The sequence below is a fragment of the Muricoccus nepalensis genome, assembly GCF_006438825.1.
Lineage (GTDB): Bacteria > Pseudomonadota > Alphaproteobacteria > Acetobacterales > Acetobacteraceae > Roseomonas > Roseomonas nepalensis.
The window spans coordinates 1-16,525 of record NZ_RCZP01000003.1; the positions used below are offsets into that span (position 1 = coordinate 1).

Sequence of the window (16,525 nt, forward strand, 5' to 3'; positions counted from 1 at the left end):
GGCGCGCCGCGGGCGGCCTGGGCGCGCGCGCTGCGGGCCAGGGCCTCGCGCCGCGCGCGGCGGGCGCGGAGCGAGAACTGGCTGTTGCCGCGGAACAGGCCGCCGATGCTGCGCACGACCTCCCCGAGCGAGCGCAGGGGGCGGTCCTCGCGGACGTCGTCCCAGTCCACCCAGGCATCGGCGCGGCCGAGCACGACGCGGGTCACGTTGCCCTCGTCGCGCAGGTTCTGCGGCGCAAAGCGGACCTGCAGGCGGGTGTCCTGCCAGCGCAGGGCCTCGGCCGGGATGGAGACGCGTTCCGGGCCCAAGTCGATCTCCAGTGTCACGCAGACGTTGTCCGCCAGCCCGTCCGGGCGCGGGGCCGCGACGGCCGCGCCGCCGAGGGAAAGGTCGAGCGTCTCGCCCGGGACCAGACGGCCGTCCGGCAGCACCACGCCGACCGGCATGATGGCGCCGACGCGCGCGCGCTCCCGCACCTGGCGCCGCTCGCGCCCGACCGCGAGGCCGGCGAGCACCGTGAGGAGCGAGAGCACCACCCAGAGCGTGTTGAGGGCGAAAGCCTGGAACTCGAGGCTCTCCGGCGGGTTCGCGGCCATGCCGTAGATGCCCGAGAGCAGGCCGAGCACGAGCACCGTGGCGAGCGCGAAGTTCGGCCCCGTCGCGCGGAGGTCGAAGTAGCCCTCCTCGAGCGTGCCGCCCTTGTCCGTCACGTTGAACTTGCCCCGCTTCGGGTCGAGCAGCGTCGTCAGCACCACCGGCAGCAGGTAGAGCGCGAGCACCGTCTCGTAGATCTCGGACCAGAAGGAATGGCGCACCCGCGCCTGGAGCTTCGAGTTGGTGAGCACGGCGTGGACGACGTGGGGCGCCGCGTAGGCGACGATGGCCAGCGGCGAGGCCGCGATGATGTTCTGCCCGAAGAGCAGGTAGGCGAGCGGCGAGGTGAGAAAGATGAAGCGCGGCAGCGGGAAGAGGAAGTGCCACATCGAGGCGACGTAGCAGAGGCGCTGCGTGACGCTGAGCCCCGGCCCGAGCAGCGGGTTGTCGATGCGGAAGATCTGGACCATCCCGCGCGCCCAGCGCATGCGCTGGCCGATATGTGCGATCAGCCGGTCGGTCGCGAGCCCGGCCGCGAGCGGCAGGCGGAGATAGGCCGTCCGCCAGCCGAGGCGCTGCATCTTGAGGCTGCAATGGCAGTCCTCGGTCACGGTCTCGGTCGGCACGCCGCCGACCTGCTCGAGCGCCGTCCGGCGGATCACCGCGCAGGAGCCGCAGAAGAAGGCGGCGTTCCAGAGGTCGTTGCCCTGCTGGATGAGGCCGTAGAAGAGCAGCCCCTCGTTCGGCACGCGGGTGCCGGAGGCGAGGTTCCGCTCGAAGGGATCGGGCGAGTAGAAGTGGTGCGGCGTCTGCACCATCGCGAGGCCCGGGTCGCGCAGGAGCCAGCCCACGGTCATCTGCAGGAAGGCGCGCGTCGCCACGTGGTCGCAGTCGAGCACGAGGACGAACTCGCCCTCGGTGCGGGAGAGCGCGTGGTTGATGTTGCCGGCCTTCGCGCCCTTGTTGTCGGGGCGCACCATGTAGCCGCAGCCGATCTCCTCGCAGAAGGCGCGGAACTCCTCGCGCCTGCCGTCGTCGAGCACGACGACGTTCATCCGGTCCCGCGGCCAGTCCATGGCCATGGCCGCGAAGATGGTCGGCTTCACCACGTCGAGCGGCTCGTTGTAGGTCGGGATGAAGACGTCGACGGACGGCCATTCCGCGGGGTCCTCCGGCATGGGGGCCGGGCGGCGGTCGAGCGGCCAGAGAGACTGCAGGTAGGAGAGCAGCAGCGCGACGACGGCGTAGATCTCGGCGAGGAGGAGGCCTGTGCCGAGGAAGGTCGCCCAGAACTCCGCGTAGTCGAGCGTGTCCGTGACGCGCCAGTAGATGTAGCGCATCGAGATCGTGCCCGAGAGGAGCGACAGGAAGACGAGCGTGCCCCGCCCTGGCACGAGCGAGCCGATGGTGAAGACCAGGAGGCCGCCGACCGCGACCCAGGCCTGCTGCTCCGCCTCCAGCGGGGCGACGACAAAGGGCAGGGCGACGCCGAAGCCGAGCAGCACCGCGAGGCGGGCGAGCCAGACGCTCCCGCCGACAAGGCGACCGAGGCCCCTCATGCCTGGCTCCCGAGCGCGGGCAGCGCCGCCGGCACGGCGGGCGGCGCCGTGGCGAGCGGCGGCGGCAGGGCAAGCGAGATCAGCCGGGCGATCTCCCGCAGGTCCGAGGCGGCGCGGCTGGCCGGGGCGTGGTCGAGCACGAGGCGCTGGCAGGCCAGGCTCTCCGCCACCGCTTCCTCGCGGCTGATCGCGCCGAGCATCCGGTAGCCGAGGTGCCGCGCGACCGCCTCGGCTGAGGCGCGCGAGAGGCGGGAGGAGAGGTCCACCCCGTTCAGCACGACGCGAAGCCGCCCCGCGAGCAGCGCGGCCATGGTGCCGCTCCCAAGGAAGCGCCCGCTCTCGATCTCGGGCACGAGCGCCGCGCTGATCGCCTCGGCCTGCAGCACGCCGACGACCATGGTCGCCATGGGCGCGAGCAGCGCCAGCGGCTGCGAGGGGCCGGGCGGGAGGTCGGCCAGGAGGACGAGGTCGGGATCGGACAGCATCTCGCGCACCGGCCGGCCGAGGAGGTCGGGCTCGCGGTCGAGGGCGATGGCGAGGTCGAGCGCGCCCCGCAGGTCCGTCGGGCCGTGCGGCAGCAGCAGCAGGCCCGACGGCGCCCGGCGCAGCGCGGCCCGCCAGTCCCCCCCTCCCTGCGCGAGGCCCGCGACGAAGCCCGCGCGGTCGCTGAGCGGGACGCCGAAATGGAGGCGCAGCGCGTTCTGCGGGTCGAGGTCGAGGGCGAGCACCCGGTGGCCGAGGCGCTGCAACGCGTCGGCGAGATTCGCGGTGAGCGTGGTCTTGCCGACCCCACCCTTGGGCGACGCGAAGCAGATCAGCGGCACGGTGCGGCTCCCGGGCTCAGGCGGCGCTTGCGGCGCGCAGGCCGGCGGCCACGCGCCGCAGGAGTTCCGGCAGCGCGATCTCGACGCGCGCGGCCGGCCAGTACCGCGCGGACGACTCCCCCGGCGCGCCCCGCCCATCCTCGTCGAGGGCGTCGATGAGGGCGTAGTGGACCGGCTCGCCGCCCCCTTTCCCCGCGAAGAGCGTGTCGAGCAGCGAGGAACCGGTGTCCGGCCGGCGGGCGGGGATCGGGCGGCCCAATGCCGGGAAGGCCACGGGCGGGACGCCGGCGGGTGCCCGGGCCTGCGGAGCCACCGGCGCCGCTCCCCCGGAGGAGGCGAGAAGAAGCTGGAGGAGGGTCTTTCCCCCGCTCCCCGGCGCGGCCTGGATCGGGGCGGGCGGCAGGGGACCGGCGGGCGCCCGGGACAAGGAGGGAAGCGGCAGTGGCGCCGCTTCCCGAGGCGGCGCGTCCGGCAGGGTCGCGGCGGGAAGGCCCCCCGCGCAGGCCGAAGCCTCCGGCGTAGCGGCCGGCGCGCGGACCGGGCGGTAGGCGTCCCGCGTCGGCACCGGCGGCGGCAGGGCGGGGGCGCGGTCGCCCAGGACGGCGTCGGGCGGCAGCTCGTTCACGAGGGCGAGCGCCTCGCCGAGGGCGCTGAGGGCCTGGTCCTCGGCCCGGGGGGATGGGGCGGGCGGGGTGCGGACGGGCTCGTTGCCGAAGCTGCGGTACTTCAGCGAGGGCGTGCGAAGGGCCGCCGCCATGCGCGCGACATCGATATCCTGTCGCATCGAGAACTCCGTCAGCCAGACACCCGCGCCCAGCGCCGGGTCCGACCAACATAACTTAATTTTGATCGAACAGTCGTCCGCTAGAGGGGCTGTTTGCGCTCCGACGCGGCCATTCTCGCGAGAAGCGAGAGTGATGTATCATAATAGTCACGCTTCTCAGGAGATAGATCGCTTGAGAAACGATCGCGGAGCAGGCCCCGCTGCCGCGCCGCGAAGCGCCCGATGCGCATCACCCCGGGACCGGCGGCGTAGGGGGCGACGGAATCCGTCGCGAGGTCGGCCCAGGCGGGCACGTGGCGCAGCGAGGAGTCGAGCCAGAAGTTCAGCGGCGCCTCCACCGCGGCCTCGTCGGCCAGGCCCGCCCAGGTGAGCCAGAGCGGCACCCGCACGGCGTCGTAGGAGAAGCGGGCGGGCCAGCCCTGGGCGGGGGAGACGCTGCGATCCGTCCGCGACACCGCCACCCAGTCCGGCGTCAGGCCCCAGCGGCCGAAGCGGGCGGCCCGGAGGATGCGCAGCCCGTCGGAGGCCACCCGCAGCCAGGCGGGATCGGGCACCGCCTCGGCGAGGGCCGCGATGGCGGGGAAGGCGTAGTAGGAGGGGTTCACCACGACATGGGTGCGGTGCTCGAAGCCGTGCGCGCCGGGAAGGAGGACCAATCGTCCCCCAGCGCGCCGCACGAGCAGGCGCAGCACGTCGCGGGCGACCGCCGTGCCCTCCTCGGTGAGCGCCGGGTCTGACCAGCGCCGGCCGCCGCGGAGGAGCGCGCTGGCGATGAAGAGGTCCCCGTCGGTCGCGTTGTTGCTGTCGGCCACGGCCGGCTGGCGGTCCGGGCGCCAGCGCCAGGCGTGCAGGAAGTCGCCCTCCCGGCGGAGGTTCCGCCGCGTCCAGCCGAGAAGGCGGTCGAAGGCCGCGCGGTCGTCGTGGTGCTCGGCGAGGAGGAGGCCCCAGCCCTGCCCCTCCGAATGGGACTGGTTGCCGTTGCCGTTGTCCACCACCCGGCCGTCCGGCAGCAGGAAGCGCGCCTTGAAGTCCGTCCAGGCCGGCGCCTCCTCCGCCGCGAGGGCAGTACCCCCGCGCCGGATCGAGGCCGCGCCGCCGGCCAGCAGACAGAGCGCGGAGCGGCGCGGAAGGTGGATCGGCATGGCCCCAGGCTGAACGGGAGGCGTTACGAAGGGCTTAGCGCGCCCCCAGGGGCACCCCGGCCTGCTCCCGACCCTACTCCTCACGATGCCGCGAGGCTACGGCCCGACGCGCTTTTCCGCCGGTCCTTGCCAGGGCAGCGGCGCTCGCGCCGCCCGGCCGCGATGCCCCCGTGCCTTCGGCGCCGCGAGGTGCCATATGCCGCGGCGATGGCACCCCCTCTCCTTCTCCTCCAGGGCATCCGGCAGGGCTTCGGCACCACGCCGCTGCTCCGCGACGCCACCCTCTCCGTCGGCCCCGGGGAGCGCCTGGCGCTGGTCGGGCGCAACGGCTCGGGCAAGTCCACGCTGCTGAAGGTCGCGGCCGGGCTCGTCGCGCCCGACGGCGGCACGCGCTTCGTCCAGCCCGGCGTCACCCTCCGCTACCTGCCGCAGGAGCCGGACCTCACGGGGCACGCGAGCACGCTCTCCTACGTGGAGGCGGCGCTCGGCCCGGGCGACGACCCCTACCGCGCGCGGCACCTCCTGGAGGAGCTCGGCCTGACCGGGGAGGAGGCGCCGGCCAACCTCTCGGGCGGCGAGGCCCGGCGCGCGGCGCTGGCGGCCGTGCTCGCCCCCTCCCCCGACATCCTCCTGCTGGACGAGCCGACGAACCACCTCGACCTGCCGGCCATCGAGTGGCTGGAGGCCGAGCTCGCGGGCATGCGCTCGGCGATGGTGATCATCAGCCACGACCGGCGCTTCCTCGAGTCCCTCTCCCGCGCCATGGTCTGGCTCGACCGCGGCACCACGCGGCGGCTCGACCAGGGCTTCGCCGGCTTCGAGGCCTGGCGCGACCAGGTGCTGGAGGAGGAGGAGCGGGACGCGCACAAGCTGGCGCGGGAGATCGTGCGCGAGGAGCACTGGCTCCGCTACGGCGTCACCGCCCGGCGCAAGCGCAACATGCGGCGCGTGGGGGAGCTTGGCGCGCTGCGGGAGAAGCACCGCCAGCGGCGCGGGCCCCAGGGCGCCGTCCGCCTCGCCGCCACCGAGGCGGACGGCTCGGGCAGCCAGGTGACGGTCGCCGACCACGTCGCCAAGCTCTACGACGGGCGCGCGGTGGTGCGGGACGTCTCCGTCCGCATCCTCCGCGGCGACCGCGTGGGCATCGTCGGCCCCAACGGCGCGGGGAAGACCACCCTGCTCAACATGCTCACCGGCGTCCTGAAGCCGGATGCCGGCGAGGTGCGGCTCGGCACGGGGATCGAGATGGTCACGCTCGACCAGCGCCGCACGAGCCTCGACGACGCGATGACGCTGTCCGACTCCCTCACGGAGGGGCGGGGCGACATGGTGCATGTCGGCGGCGCGCCGCGGCACGTCATCGGCTACATGAAGGACTTCCTTTTCCTGCCGGAGCAGGCGCGCACGCCGCTCGGCGTGCTCTCGGGCGGGGAGCGGGCGCGGGTGCTGCTCGCCCGCGCCATGGCGCGCCCGAGCAACCTGCTGGTGCTGGACGAGCCGACGAACGACCTCGACCTCGAGACGCTCGACCTGCTGCAGGAGATGATTGCGGAATACCCGGGCACGGTGCTCGTGGTCAGCCACGACCGTGACTTCCTCGACCGCGTGGCGACGAGCGTCATCGCCTACGAGGGCGAGGGGCGCTGGCAGGAATACGCCGGCGGCTACTCGGACATGGTGGCCCAGCGCGGCCACGGCGTGCGCGCCCGCGCCGCGGCCGGGTCCCCCTCCCCCGCGCCGAGGGCCGCCCCGGCCGCGGCCCCCGCGGAGAGGCCCGCCGCTGGCCGTCCGCGCCTGACCATGAGCGAGCGCCAGGCGCTGAAGACCCTGCCGGGCGAGATGGAGAAGCTCTCGGCGGAGATCGCGAAGCTCGCGGAGATCCTCGCGGACCCGCAGCTCTACGCGCGCGACCCCGTGCGTTTCGCCAAGGCCACGGAGCTCCTCGCGGGACGCCAGAAGGCGCTGGCGGAGGCGGAGGAGCGCTGGCTGGAGCTCGAGATGCGGCGCGAGGAGGCCGAGGCCGCCCCCGCGCGCTGACTGGCGCCGCTCAGCGGCACATCATGACGGGCATGTCCGCGTTCTCCAGCACGTGCCGCGTGACGCCGCCGAGGATGAGCTGGCGGATGCGGGAGTGGCTGTAGGCGCCCATGCAGAGGAGGTCCGCGCCGAAGTCGCGCGCGGCCCCGAGCAGCCCGGCGCCGACCTCCCGCGTCACGGGGAAGAACTCCACCGGCTCGGCCGTGATGTTGTGCCAGCGCAGGTAGCTGAGGATACCCTTCACGTCGGGGCCGCGGCGCTGGTAGTCCTTGCTGTAGAGGATCCGCACCGCGTCCGCCCGGTGCAGCCAGGGCAGGGCCGCGGCGATGGCGGCGGAGCTCTCGGCCGTGCCGTTCCAGGCGCAGCAGACGCGCGTGCCGATGTCGGCGGGCGGCTCGCGCGGCGCGATGAGGACGGGGCGCCCGCTGTCGAACAGGATCGCGTGCAGCGCGTCGGAGGACGAGACGTCCTCGCCGGCGTCGGGGTGCGGCACGACGGCCATGTCGTAGAGGCGCGACTGCTGCGCGACGAGGTCCTCCTCCCGCCCCGCGACGGAGGCGAAGGAGATGGTGGCGGCGTCGGCCTTCTCCGCCGCCTCGGCGCTGGTGGCGACCACCACCTCGCGCCCCTCGACGAAGCGGTCGAACAGCGCCTGGACGCGGCTCGCGCGGTCGCCCGACTCCCGCTCGGTCGCGGCCATCATCTCCTCGATCATGGCGCCCGAGAGGCCCTCGCCGGCCAGCGGCGCCACGTCGCGCGCGTCGACGCGGACGTGGATGCAGTGGACGTGGCTGTGCCAGATGCGCGCGGTCAGCAGCGCGGTGTGCAGCGCCGCCTCGCCGGCGGAGGTGCCGGTCAGCGGCAGGAGGATGCGGCGGTAGGCCATGGGCGGGACTCCGTCGAGGTCCGTGGGCGAGCTCTGCACGAGGGGATGCGGCCGCAGCCCCTCCTCACGCGCCCCGCCGATTCCGGCCGGGCGCGGACCCATCTAGCACACCGGCAGCCCGAGTGCCGCAAGAGCCGCCTCGAACGGGTCCGCGCGCGCGTCGATCCGCGTCCAGCCGATCGGGCCCGGCGGGCGGCGCGCAACCTCCTCCAGCACGGCGACGCCCGCGTCCGACGCGTCGCCCCGGCGGGCCGCGACGCGGGCGCGGAGGCATTCGAGCGGCGCCTCCAGCCAGAGGCCCGCGAAGGGCACGCCCGCCTCCCGCGCTAGCGCCTCGGCGCCCGCGCGCCGCCGGGGGTCGAGGAAGGCCGCGTCCGCCAGCACCGAGTGGCCACCGCGGAGCGCGAGCGTGGCCTCCTCGAAGAGGGCGGCGTGCACGGCGTCGCTCGCGGCCTCCGTGTACGCGGCGGGCGGCAGCGGCCGCTCCGGCGGCAGCCCGGCGAGGCGCTTGCGGATCTCGTCGCTCCGCAGGTGCAGCGCGCCGGGGGCGGCGCCGAAGCGGGGCGCGAGGAGCCGGGCGAGGCGCGTCTTGCCCGTGCCCGGCAGCCCGCCGACCGCGACTAGCCGCGCCGGCGGCGGCGCCAGGTGCGCCTCCGCGTCGCCCAGGAAGGCGAGCGCCTCCTCCCCGCGGCCCTCCGTGCGCGCGAGGCAGTGCGCGCGGATCATCGCGCGCGTGGAGAGCCAGAGCGGCAGCCCCGCGACGAGCCCCGCGTCCCCGCCGACCGCCACCGCGCGCGCGAGCACGCGGCAGGCGGCGGCCCGGCCGACGCGGCGCAGGAGGTCGGCCAGGAGGAAGGCGAGGTCGTAGCCGGTGTCGATGGTCGCGAGCGCCTCGTCGAACTCGAGGGCGTCGAAGGGCGTCGGCCGTCCCCGCCACAGAAGCAGGTTCCCGAGATGGAGGTCGCCGTGGCAGCGCCGCACGCGCCCGGCCGCCGCGCGGGCGCGCAGCACCGGCGCGAGCCGCCGCAGCGCCCTCCCGGCCGCCCGGCGCCAGCGGAGCACCCGGCGGGGGTCGAGGCCGGAGGCGCGGGCGGCGTGGGCGTTGCTCCGCAGCACGGCGTCGAAGGCGCGGACGGGATCGCCGGCCTCGGCGGGCGCGTAGGTCTCGCGGAGTGCCACGGCGGCGTCGCCGAGCGCGTCCTGCAACGCTTCGTCCAGCCCGCCGCGCGCCGCCACCGCGTCCAGGAAATCCCCGGGCGGCACGGGCGCCATCTCGACCGCCCACTCGACGGCCTCCGGGCTGTCCGCTGCGACCAGCCGGTCCGCGCTCGCGGGAATGCCGTGGACGGCGCGGTAGAGGCCGGGCGCGGCAGGGGCGTTCAGCGCCATCTCGCGCTCGGCGAAGCGCCGCCGGGCCGCGGGGGTCGAGAAGTCGAGGAAGCCGAGGCTGACCGCCTTCCTCAGCTTCAGCACGCGCTCGCGCCCGACGAAGACGGCGGAGATGTGGGTCTCGACCGGCCGCCCCGCGCCCGTCAGCCGCGCCAGCAGGGCGGCGGCGGGCGCCTGCGCGGCCGGGATGGTCACGGAGGGGTCGCCGCGCGGCGCGGCGTCAGGGATAGAGGCGGCCGGTGCGCCACGCGCCGCCCGTCGCCTCCGCGCGCTCAAAGACGAGGCGGTCGTGCATGCGGAAGGGCATGTCCTGCCAGAACTCGACCCGTGCGGGCAGCAGGCGGAAGCCGCCCCAGTGCGGCGGGCGCGGCACGGTCTCGCCGGGGTTGCGGGCCTCGACCTCGGCCACGCGCGCCGCGTACTCGGCGCGGGAGGCGAGCGGGCGGGACTGCTCGGAGGCCGCCGCCGCGATCCTCGACCCGCGCGAGCGGGAGGCGAAGTAGGCGTCCGACTCCGCGGCCGTCACGCGCTCCACGGTGCCCTCCACCCGCACCTGGCGGCGGAGCGACTTCCAGTGGAAGCAGAGCGCCGCGCGCGGGTTGGACAGGAGCTCGCCGCCCTTGCGGCTCTCCTCGTTGGTGTAGAAGACGAAGCCGCGCTCGTCCCGGCCCTTGAGCAGCACCATGCGCGCCGAGGGCCAGCCGTCGGCGGTCGAGGTGGCGAGGCAGACGGCGTTGGGGTCGTTGGGCTCCCCCGCCACGGCCTCGGCCATCCAGGCCTCGAACAGCGCGTAGGGCTCGGCCGCTTCCGGGATGGGCGCCCGCCCGGCATCGGCGGGGAGCTCGGTGGTCAGGCTCATGCGTTCGGCCCCTTGTTCCGTCACCAGCGGTGTGCCACCCCTCCCCGCCGGTCGCAACAGAGCCGGCCCCGGTCGGGGCCCCCGGTAGAGGACGCGCCATGAAGGATGCCCAGACGGTGGCCGAGCCCGCCACGCTGCCCGCCCAGGGCACGCTCATGCAGGGGCGCCGCGGCATCGTCATGGGCGTGGCCAACGACCGCTCCATCGCCTGGGCTATCGCCCAGGCCGTCGCGGCGCAGGGGGGCGAGGTCGCCTTCACCTACCAGGGGGAGGCGCTGGAGAAGCGGGTGCGCCCGCTGGCCGCGAGCATCGGCTTGGACCTGCTCGTCCCCTGCGACGTCTCGGACGAGGGCGCGATCGACGCCGCCTTCGCCACGGTCGCCGAGCGCTGGGACGGCATCGACTTCCTCGTCCACGCCATCGGCTTCGCGGACAAGCAGTACCTGCGCGGCCGCTACCTCGACACGCCGAAGGAGGCCTTCCTCCAGGCGCTGGACATCTCCTGCTACTCCTTCGTCTCCGTCGCGCGCCGCGCGGCCGCGATGATGAAGCCGGGCGGCTCGCTCCTCACGCTGTCCTATCTCGGGGCGGAGCGCTGGACGCCGCACTACAACGTCATGGGCGTGGCCAAGGCCGCGCTGGAAGCGAGCGTCCGCTACATGGCCGCCGACCTCGGCGACGCCGGCATCCGCGTCAACGCCGTCTCGGCGGGCCCGATCAAGACGCTGGCGGCGAGCGGCATCGGCGACTTCCGCTACATCCTGAAGTGGAACCAGCTCAACGCGCCCATGCGCCGCAACGTCGCGCTGGAGGAGGTCGGCGGCGCCGGGCTCTACCTGCTGTCGGCCCTCTCGGGCGGCGTGACCGGGGAGGTGCACCACGTCGACTGCGGCTACCACATCGTCGGCATGAAGCACCCGGACGCGCCGGACATCGCGACCGTCTGACGCCCGCGCCGTGTCCCACAACTCCTTCGGCCACCTCTTCCGCGTCACCACCTGGGGCGAGAGCCACGGGCCGGCCATCGGGGGGGTGGTGGACGGCTGCCCGCCGGGCCTCTCCCTCACCGAGGCCGACATCCAGCCCTGGCTGGACCTGCGCCGCCCCGGAAGCTCGAAGTTCGTCACCCAGCGGCAGGAGCCCGACGCGGTGCGCATCCTGTCCGGCACCTTCGAGGGGCTGACCACGGGCACGCCGATCGCGTTGCTGATCGAGAACCAGGACCAGCGCTCCCGCGACTACGGCGAGATCGCCGACAGCTTCCGGCCCGGCCACGCGGACCTCGCCTACCACCTGAAATACGGCGTGCGCGACTACCGCGGCGGCGGGCGCTCCTCCGCGCGGGAGACGGCGATGCGGGTCGCGGCCGGCGCCGTCGCGCGCAAAGTGCTCGGCCCGGGCGTCACCGTGCGGGGCGCCCTCGTGGCCATGGGCGGCGACCCGGTGGACCGCGCGGCCTGGGACTGGGGCGCGGTCGGCGAGAACAGCTTCTTCTGCCCTGACCCCGCCGCGGCGACGCGCTGGGAGGAACGGCTGCTCGCGCTGCGCAAGTCGGGCTCGAGCGTGGGCGCCGTGGTGGAGGTGGTGGCGGAGGGCCTTCCGCCCGGCCTCGGCGCCCCCCTCTACGGCAAGCTCGACGCGGAGATCGCGGCCGCCCTCATGTCGATCAACGCCGTGAAGGGCGTCGAGATCGGCGAGGGCTTCGCCGCCGCGGCCCTCACGGGCGACCGCAACGCCGACGAGATGCGCATGGCCCCCGACGGCACCGTGGAGTTCCTCGACAACCACGCGGGCGGGGTGCTCGGCGGCATCTCCACGGGCCAGCCGGTCGTCGCCCGTTTCGCTGTGAAACCGACCTCCTCCATCCTCGTTCCTCGCAGGACGGTCGACCGCCACGGGCAGGACCGGGAGCTCGTCACCAAGGGCCGCCACGACCCCTGCGTCGGCATCCGAGCGGTGCCGGTGGGCGAGGCAATGGTGGCCTGCGTCCTGGCCGACGCCCTTCTTCGGCACCGCGCCCAGGTGCCGGACGCCCCCCTCACCACGCGCCTCCCGAGAAACTGAACAGGCGCGCCTTTAACCAACCGCGGCACTCGGGTATTCCATCCCCAAAAGCGGGGTTGCCGTCCCATGCCGAATGCCGAGCAGAACGCCCACCGGAACGCCGAGAAGCCCGCCGACCCGCGGGTCCTCGCCGGCTTCATCGGCCTGGCCGGCGCCAAACGCTGGGAAACGCGCCTGGCGGAGATTAGCCGCCGCGCCGCCTCTCCCTCGCTGGCCGGGCGCGCGCTGCAGGAGCGCCACGCGCTCGAGCTGATGCTCCAGCGCCTCTCCTCCCCGGAGGCCATGGCCGGGGCGACGCCGGCCGAGCGCCAGCTCCTCTCCTACGCGCGGGAGGCCGTCCGCCTTGCCGAGGCCCTGCCCGCCGAGCCGCGGAAGCGCCTGCGGACCCTCGTCATGGAGGGGCTGACGGGCGAGGCGAACCTTATCCCTCTCTTCCACATTCTCCGCGTTGCGGCCCTTCACCGGGCTCGTGGCTTCGAGGTCCGCTTCACGGGCCTCGCGGACGGCACGCCGCACGATCTGCTGGTCACGCGCGGCGCGGCCGAGGTGGAGGTCGCCTGCGAGACGATCTCGGCCGAGGAGGGCCGCCCGGTGCTCCGCGGGGACTGGTGCGCCTTCGTGGACGGCATCAACCCGGACCTGCAGACCTGGCTGGCCGCCCATCCCGGCAAGTACGTCCTCAAGATGACCCTGCCGGACGGCCTCAAGCGCGACGCGCTCGACGTCCACGCCCTGCAGCGCCGCATCATGGAGATGCTGCGCGACCGCCGCCGGCAGGACTCCGCGGCCGACGCGATGCTCAAGCTCGACCCGCTGATCCTGGCGGGCGCCCAGGCCGCCGTGCCCGCCTCCGCGCTGCGCGCGCTCTTCGGGCCGGAGGCGCATCTCGCCGTGGCGCAGGGCGGCGGCAACATCATCGTGCTCGCGGCCCGGGCCGGGCAGGCGAGCGACGTCGCGAAGGCCGTCTGCCGCCGCATGACCGCCGCCTCGACCCGGCTGAGCGGCGACCGGCCGGGGATCATGGCGGTCTTCCTCGACGACATGGGCCGGCAGGAGTGGCGGGGCCTGCGCGACCGGATGGAGCTCGAGGGCGCCGTCCGCCGCTTCCTGACCACGCCGGAGGCGAAGCGGATCTCGACCGTCTCCTGCGCCTCCCGCATGGAGATGTTCCTCATGGCGCCGCCGGACGCGGTGCCCGAGGGCGAGCTGCGCTTCCGCAACCCGGCCCAGCCGATGCCGCGCGACCCGGCCCTCCTCGCCGCCCTCGCCTCCACGGGCTGAACGCTCCTCGTTCTGTTACCTTCCGAAACCTCGCGTGAACGGGGACGTTCTCCATCTACTTGCCTGCGCCAGAACAAGAAGGTGGCTTCCCATGACTGAGATGGAGATGGAGAGGGCTCAGGCGGAGCTCGACCGCCTGCTCAACGACCCCGACGTGCGGATGGACCCGGAGAGGGTCTGGACCCTGGCGGACCACCTCTCCCGCGCCGCCGCCCGCACCGCCCCGGCGACGCGCTAGCCGAACCGGCGCCCGGCCCTTCAGAGGCGCCGGGCGCCGATCAGGAACTCCTTGTTGCCTTCCGGCCCCGTGATGGGGCTCTCCGCGATCCCCAGCACCGACCAGCCCGGAAGCGCCGACCACCAAGCCTTCACGCGCGCGCAGACCGCCCGGTGCACGTTCGGGTCGCGCACCACACCCCCCTTCCCCACCATCCCCGGCCCCGCCTCGAACTGCGGCTTGATGAGCGCGACGGCGAAGGCGCCGGGCGCGGCGAGGGAGAGCGCCGCGGGCAGCACCGTCGCCAGCCCGATGAAGGAGGCGTCGCAGACCACGGCGCCGACCGGGTCCGGGATCTGCGCGGCCTCGAGGTAGCGGGCGTTCACGCGCTCCATCACCACCACGCGCGGGTCGTTCCGCAGGCTCCAGGCCAGCTGCCCGTGGCCGACATCCACGGCGTAGACCTTGGCCGCCCCGTGGTGCAGCAGGACATGGGTGAAGCCGCCGGTCGAGGCGCCGACGTCCACGCAGACCCGCCCGGCGGGGTCCAGCCCGAAGGCCTCCAGCCCGTGCGCCAGCTTCAGCCCGCCCCGGCTGACCCAGGGATGGTCCTGCCCGCGCACCTCCAGCGCCTCGTCCGCGCGCAGCTCCTGGCCGGACTTCTCGATCCGCCGCTCGCCGCTGAAGACCTTGCCGGCCAGGATGAGCGCCTGGGCGCGCGTGCGGCTCTCCGCCAGCCCGCGCTCCACCAGGGCGGCGTCGGCGCGCTGCTTGGCCGGCTTGGGCTGGGGCAAGGCGTCTCTCCCGTTCTGCGGACGCCATCCTAGCAGCCCTCGCGAGCCTTGCCGCGGGGGGCGCGGTGCGGGAGACAGGGGATCGGGAAACGCCGGCAGGGGGAGGAAGACCATGACCACGCGCCGCGGCATTGCCGGGGCCCTGCTCTCGGCCGGCCTGGCCCGCCCGGCCCTCGCGCAGCCCGCCTGGCCCGCGGGGCGCCCGGTCGAGGTCATCGTGCCCTACCCGCCCTCCGGCGGCATCGACCTCATGGCGCGGCTCCTCACGCGCCACCTCCCGGGCGCGCTGGCCGGGGTGACCTTCGTCGTCACCAACCGCGTCGGCGCCGGCGGGCAGATCGGCAACGAGGCGATCTTCGCCGCGCGGCCGGACGGCTACACCCTCGGCGCCGTCGCGACCCTCGGCTTCATCACGAAGGCGCTGGAGCGCCCGATGCGCTGGCGGACGGAGGACTACACCTACCTCGCCAACGCGGTGGACGACCCCGGCGCGCTCTGGGTCCGCGCGGACTCGCCCCTCCGCGACGCCGCCGACCTGCGCGCGGCGGCCCTGCGGCGGGCGGAGGCCGTCTCCGTCGGCACCGCCGCCGGGACCTCCTCCGACGACCACCTCCTGCTGCTGGCCTTCGAGGCGGCGACGGGCGCGAAGGCGCTGCACGTCCCCTACAACGGCACGGCGATCGCGATCCGCGACCTCCTGGGCGGGCAGCTCGACGTCGCCTCCTACAACCTCGGCGAGGGTCTTGCCCTCCTCCGCGAGGGCCGCACCCGCTGCCTCGGCCAGGCCGCGCCCGCGCGCTGGGCGGCGATGGCGGAGGTGCCGACCTTCCGCGAGCAGGGGATGGATGTGCTGGGCGGCTCGGCCCGCGGCTTCGTCGGCCCGCCGGGGCTCCCGCCGGAGATCGCGGCGCAGCTTATCGCCGCCTTCCGCACGGTGCTGGCGGAGCCGGGCTTCCTGGCCGAGGCGGAGCGCCTGAACCTGCCGCTGCGCCCCCTCTTCGGGGAGGAGTACAAGGCCGCCGTGATGGCCGAGGCCGCGTCGGCCCGGGCGCTCTACGAGCGCTCGCCCTGGTCCACCCAGCCCTGACCGAGAGAGGGTCCCGCATGCCCCGCGTCGTCGTCGTCGATCCCATCCACCCCGATGGCATCCGCCGCCTGCGCGAGGCGCCGGGCGTCGTGCTGGACTACCCCGGCGAATGGCCGGGCGGGACGGACCTCGCGGCGCGGCTGCGCGAGGCGGAGGCGGCGATCGTCCGCGGCACGGTGGTGGACGCGGCCTTCCTCGCCATGGCCCCCCGGCTGCGCATGGTCTGCCGCCACGGCGTCGGCTACGACCTCGTCGACGTGCCCGCGATGACCGCGCGCGGCGTCGCCGTGATGATCACGCCCGAGGCCAACGCGGCCTCCGTCGCCGAGCACGCGCTCATGCTGATGCTCGCCGTTGCGCGCCGCGTGCTGCCGGTGGACGCGGGCGTTCGGCAGGGCCACTGGCGGGTGGCGGGGCAGTCGGCGACCTTCGAGCTCGGCGGGCGCCGCGTGCTCGTGCTCGGCTTCGGCCGCATCGGCACCCGGGTCGCGCGGCTCTGCGCCGCCTTCGGCATGCGAGTCATGGTGCACGACCCCTTCATGCCCGCCGGCACGATCCGCGGTGCCGGCTACGAGGCGGTGAAGGACCGCGACGCCGGGCTGGCCACGGCCGACATCGTGACGCTCCACCTTCCGGCCGGGGAGGCCACGCGCGGCATGGTCGACGCCGCCTTCCTCGCCGCGATGAAGCGCGGCGCCGTCCTCATCAACACCGCGCGCGGCACGCTGGTGGACGAGGCGGCGCTGGAGGCGGCGCTGCGCTCGGGACACCTCTCGGCCGCGGGGCTCGACGTGCTGCGCGTGGAGCCGATGCGCGAGCCGGTGCCGCTGCTCCGGCTCGAGAACGTCGTCGTCACGCCGCACGTCGCGGCGAGCACCGCCGAGGGCCTGCAGCGGATGGCCTGGGACGCGGCCGGGAACGTGCTCGACTTCCTGGCCGGGCACCCCGACCCCGACGCGGTGGTCAACCGCGAGGTGCTGGCGGCGGCCCACCGGCCGCCGCCGTGAT

At 74.8% G+C, this 16,525-nt stretch carries 15 protein-coding genes; 7 read left to right on the plus strand and 8 right to left on the minus strand.

Going from position 1 to position 16,525, the window contains the following annotated elements; all coding sequences use genetic code 11:
• The 4 genes from bcsA to EAH89_RS04505 form a co-directional block, all read right to left on the minus strand.
• Positions 1-2,153 (minus strand): UDP-forming cellulose synthase catalytic subunit (bcsA, locus tag EAH89_RS04490; RefSeq protein WP_140881603.1); only part of this gene is annotated, 2,153 nt, incomplete at its 3' end.
• The gene (locus EAH89_RS04495) at positions 2,150-2,977 is read right to left on the minus strand and encodes a cellulose synthase operon protein YhjQ/BcsQ (RefSeq protein ID WP_140881604.1); all 828 of its coding nucleotides are present in this window, start codon (positions 2,975-2,977) and stop codon (positions 2,150-2,152) included. The genes bcsA and EAH89_RS04495, both read right to left, overlap by 4 nt.
• A 16-nt stretch (positions 2,978-2,993) precedes the next feature.
• A complete protein-coding gene (locus tag EAH89_RS32420; RefSeq protein ID WP_140881605.1) occupies positions 2,994-3,761 on the minus strand; it encodes a hypothetical protein in 768 nt (255 codons plus the stop codon).
• Positions 3,762-3,841: 80 nt separating this feature from the next.
• Positions 3,842-4,903, minus strand: coding sequence for a glycosyl hydrolase family 8 (locus EAH89_RS04505; RefSeq protein WP_140881606.1), 1,062 nt, complete (start codon positions 4,901-4,903; stop codon positions 3,842-3,844).
• Between the two features lie 207 nt (positions 4,904-5,110).
• Between EAH89_RS04505 and EAH89_RS04510 the strand changes: the two genes are divergently transcribed.
• Positions 5,111-6,940: an ABC-F family ATP-binding cassette domain-containing protein gene (locus EAH89_RS04510; RefSeq protein ID WP_140881607.1), complete on the plus strand. Its 1,830-nt coding sequence runs from the start codon at positions 5,111-5,113 to the stop codon at positions 6,938-6,940.
• Positions 6,941-6,950: 10 nt separating this feature from the next.
• Here the strand turns inward: EAH89_RS04510 and EAH89_RS04515 are convergent, their stop codons facing one another.
• The 3 genes from EAH89_RS04515 to pdxH form a co-directional block, all read right to left on the minus strand.
• A complete protein-coding gene (locus tag EAH89_RS04515) occupies positions 6,951-7,826 on the minus strand; it encodes a universal stress protein (protein WP_140881935.1) in 876 nt (291 codons plus the stop codon).
• Positions 7,827-7,928: 102 nt separating this feature from the next.
• Positions 7,929-9,410 carry a bifunctional aminoglycoside phosphotransferase/ATP-binding protein gene (locus EAH89_RS04520; RefSeq protein WP_140881608.1) on the minus strand — a complete coding sequence of 494 codons (1,482 nt, stop codon included), beginning with the start codon at positions 9,408-9,410 and terminating at the stop codon, positions 7,929-7,931.
• Positions 9,411-9,435: 25 nt separating this feature from the next.
• On the minus strand, positions 9,436-10,074 hold the full coding sequence (gene pdxH / locus EAH89_RS04525) for a pyridoxamine 5'-phosphate oxidase (protein WP_140881609.1): 639 nt from the start codon (positions 10,072-10,074) through the stop codon (positions 9,436-9,438).
• Between the two features lie 98 nt (positions 10,075-10,172).
• Between pdxH and fabI the strand changes: the two genes are divergently transcribed.
• The 4 genes from fabI to EAH89_RS04545 all read left to right on the plus strand — a co-directional run bounded on the left by fabI (position 10,173) and on the right by EAH89_RS04545 (position 13,657).
• Positions 10,173-11,021 carry an enoyl-ACP reductase FabI gene (fabI, locus tag EAH89_RS04530; protein ID WP_140881610.1) on the plus strand — a complete coding sequence of 283 codons (849 nt, stop codon included), beginning with the start codon at positions 10,173-10,175 and terminating at the stop codon, positions 11,019-11,021.
• Positions 11,022-11,031: 10 nt separating this feature from the next.
• Positions 11,032-12,138: a chorismate synthase gene (aroC, locus tag EAH89_RS04535; protein ID WP_140881611.1), complete on the plus strand. Its 1,107-nt coding sequence runs from the start codon at positions 11,032-11,034 to the stop codon at positions 12,136-12,138.
• A 66-nt stretch (positions 12,139-12,204) separates the two neighbouring features.
• Positions 12,205-13,419, plus strand: a complete 1,215-nt coding sequence (locus tag EAH89_RS04540; protein WP_140881612.1) for a hypothetical protein — start codon at positions 12,205-12,207, stop codon at positions 13,417-13,419.
• Between the two features lie 91 nt (positions 13,420-13,510).
• Positions 13,511-13,657 (plus strand): peptide chain release factor 1, encoded by a 147-nt coding sequence (locus EAH89_RS04545; RefSeq protein WP_140881613.1) that lies wholly within the window; start codon positions 13,511-13,513, stop codon positions 13,655-13,657.
• Positions 13,658-13,677: 20 nt separating this feature from the next.
• Here EAH89_RS04545 and EAH89_RS04550 read toward each other — a convergent pair whose 3' ends face one another.
• Positions 13,678-14,430, minus strand: a complete 753-nt coding sequence (locus EAH89_RS04550) for a TlyA family RNA methyltransferase (RefSeq protein ID WP_241666864.1) — start codon at positions 14,428-14,430, stop codon at positions 13,678-13,680.
• Between the two features lie 112 nt (positions 14,431-14,542).
• Between EAH89_RS04550 and EAH89_RS04555 the strand changes: the two genes are divergently transcribed.
• Positions 14,543-15,517 (plus strand): Bug family tripartite tricarboxylate transporter substrate binding protein, encoded by a 975-nt coding sequence (locus EAH89_RS04555; protein ID WP_140881615.1) that lies wholly within the window; start codon positions 14,543-14,545, stop codon positions 15,515-15,517.
• 17 nt (positions 15,518-15,534) lie between these two features.
• Positions 15,535-16,524, plus strand: a complete 990-nt coding sequence (locus EAH89_RS04560) for a hydroxyacid dehydrogenase (RefSeq protein ID WP_140881616.1) — start codon at positions 15,535-15,537, stop codon at positions 16,522-16,524.
• The last annotated feature ends 1 nt before the right edge of the window (position 16,525 follow it).

Bases quoted from the DNA above. Each gene is read 5' to 3' on its own strand.
- EAH89_RS32420 (WP_140881605.1), bottom strand. From the start codon at position 3,761: ATGCGACAGGATATCGATGTCGCGCGCATGGCGGCGGCCCTTCGCACG.
- EAH89_RS04505 (WP_140881606.1), bottom strand. From the start codon at position 4,903: ATGCCGATCCACCTTCCGCGCCGCTCCGCGCTCTGTCTGCTGGCCGGC.
- EAH89_RS04510 (WP_140881607.1), top strand. From the start codon at position 5,111: ATGGCACCCCCTCTCCTTCTCCTCCAGGGCATCCGGCAGGGCTTCGGC.
- EAH89_RS04515 (WP_140881935.1), bottom strand. From the start codon at position 7,826: ATGGCCTACCGCCGCATCCTCCTGCCGCTGACCGGCACCTCCGCCGGC.
- pdxH (WP_140881609.1), bottom strand. From the start codon at position 10,074: ATGAGCCTGACCACCGAGCTCCCCGCCGATGCCGGGCGGGCGCCCATC.
- fabI (WP_140881610.1), top strand. From the start codon at position 10,173: ATGAAGGATGCCCAGACGGTGGCCGAGCCCGCCACGCTGCCCGCCCAG.
- EAH89_RS04540 (WP_140881612.1), top strand. From the start codon at position 12,205: ATGCCGAATGCCGAGCAGAACGCCCACCGGAACGCCGAGAAGCCCGCC.
- EAH89_RS04545 (WP_140881613.1), top strand. From the start codon at position 13,511: ATGACTGAGATGGAGATGGAGAGGGCTCAGGCGGAGCTCGACCGCCTG.
- EAH89_RS04555 (WP_140881615.1), top strand. From the start codon at position 14,543: ATGACCACGCGCCGCGGCATTGCCGGGGCCCTGCTCTCGGCCGGCCTG.
- EAH89_RS04560 (WP_140881616.1), top strand. From the start codon at position 15,535: ATGCCCCGCGTCGTCGTCGTCGATCCCATCCACCCCGATGGCATCCGC.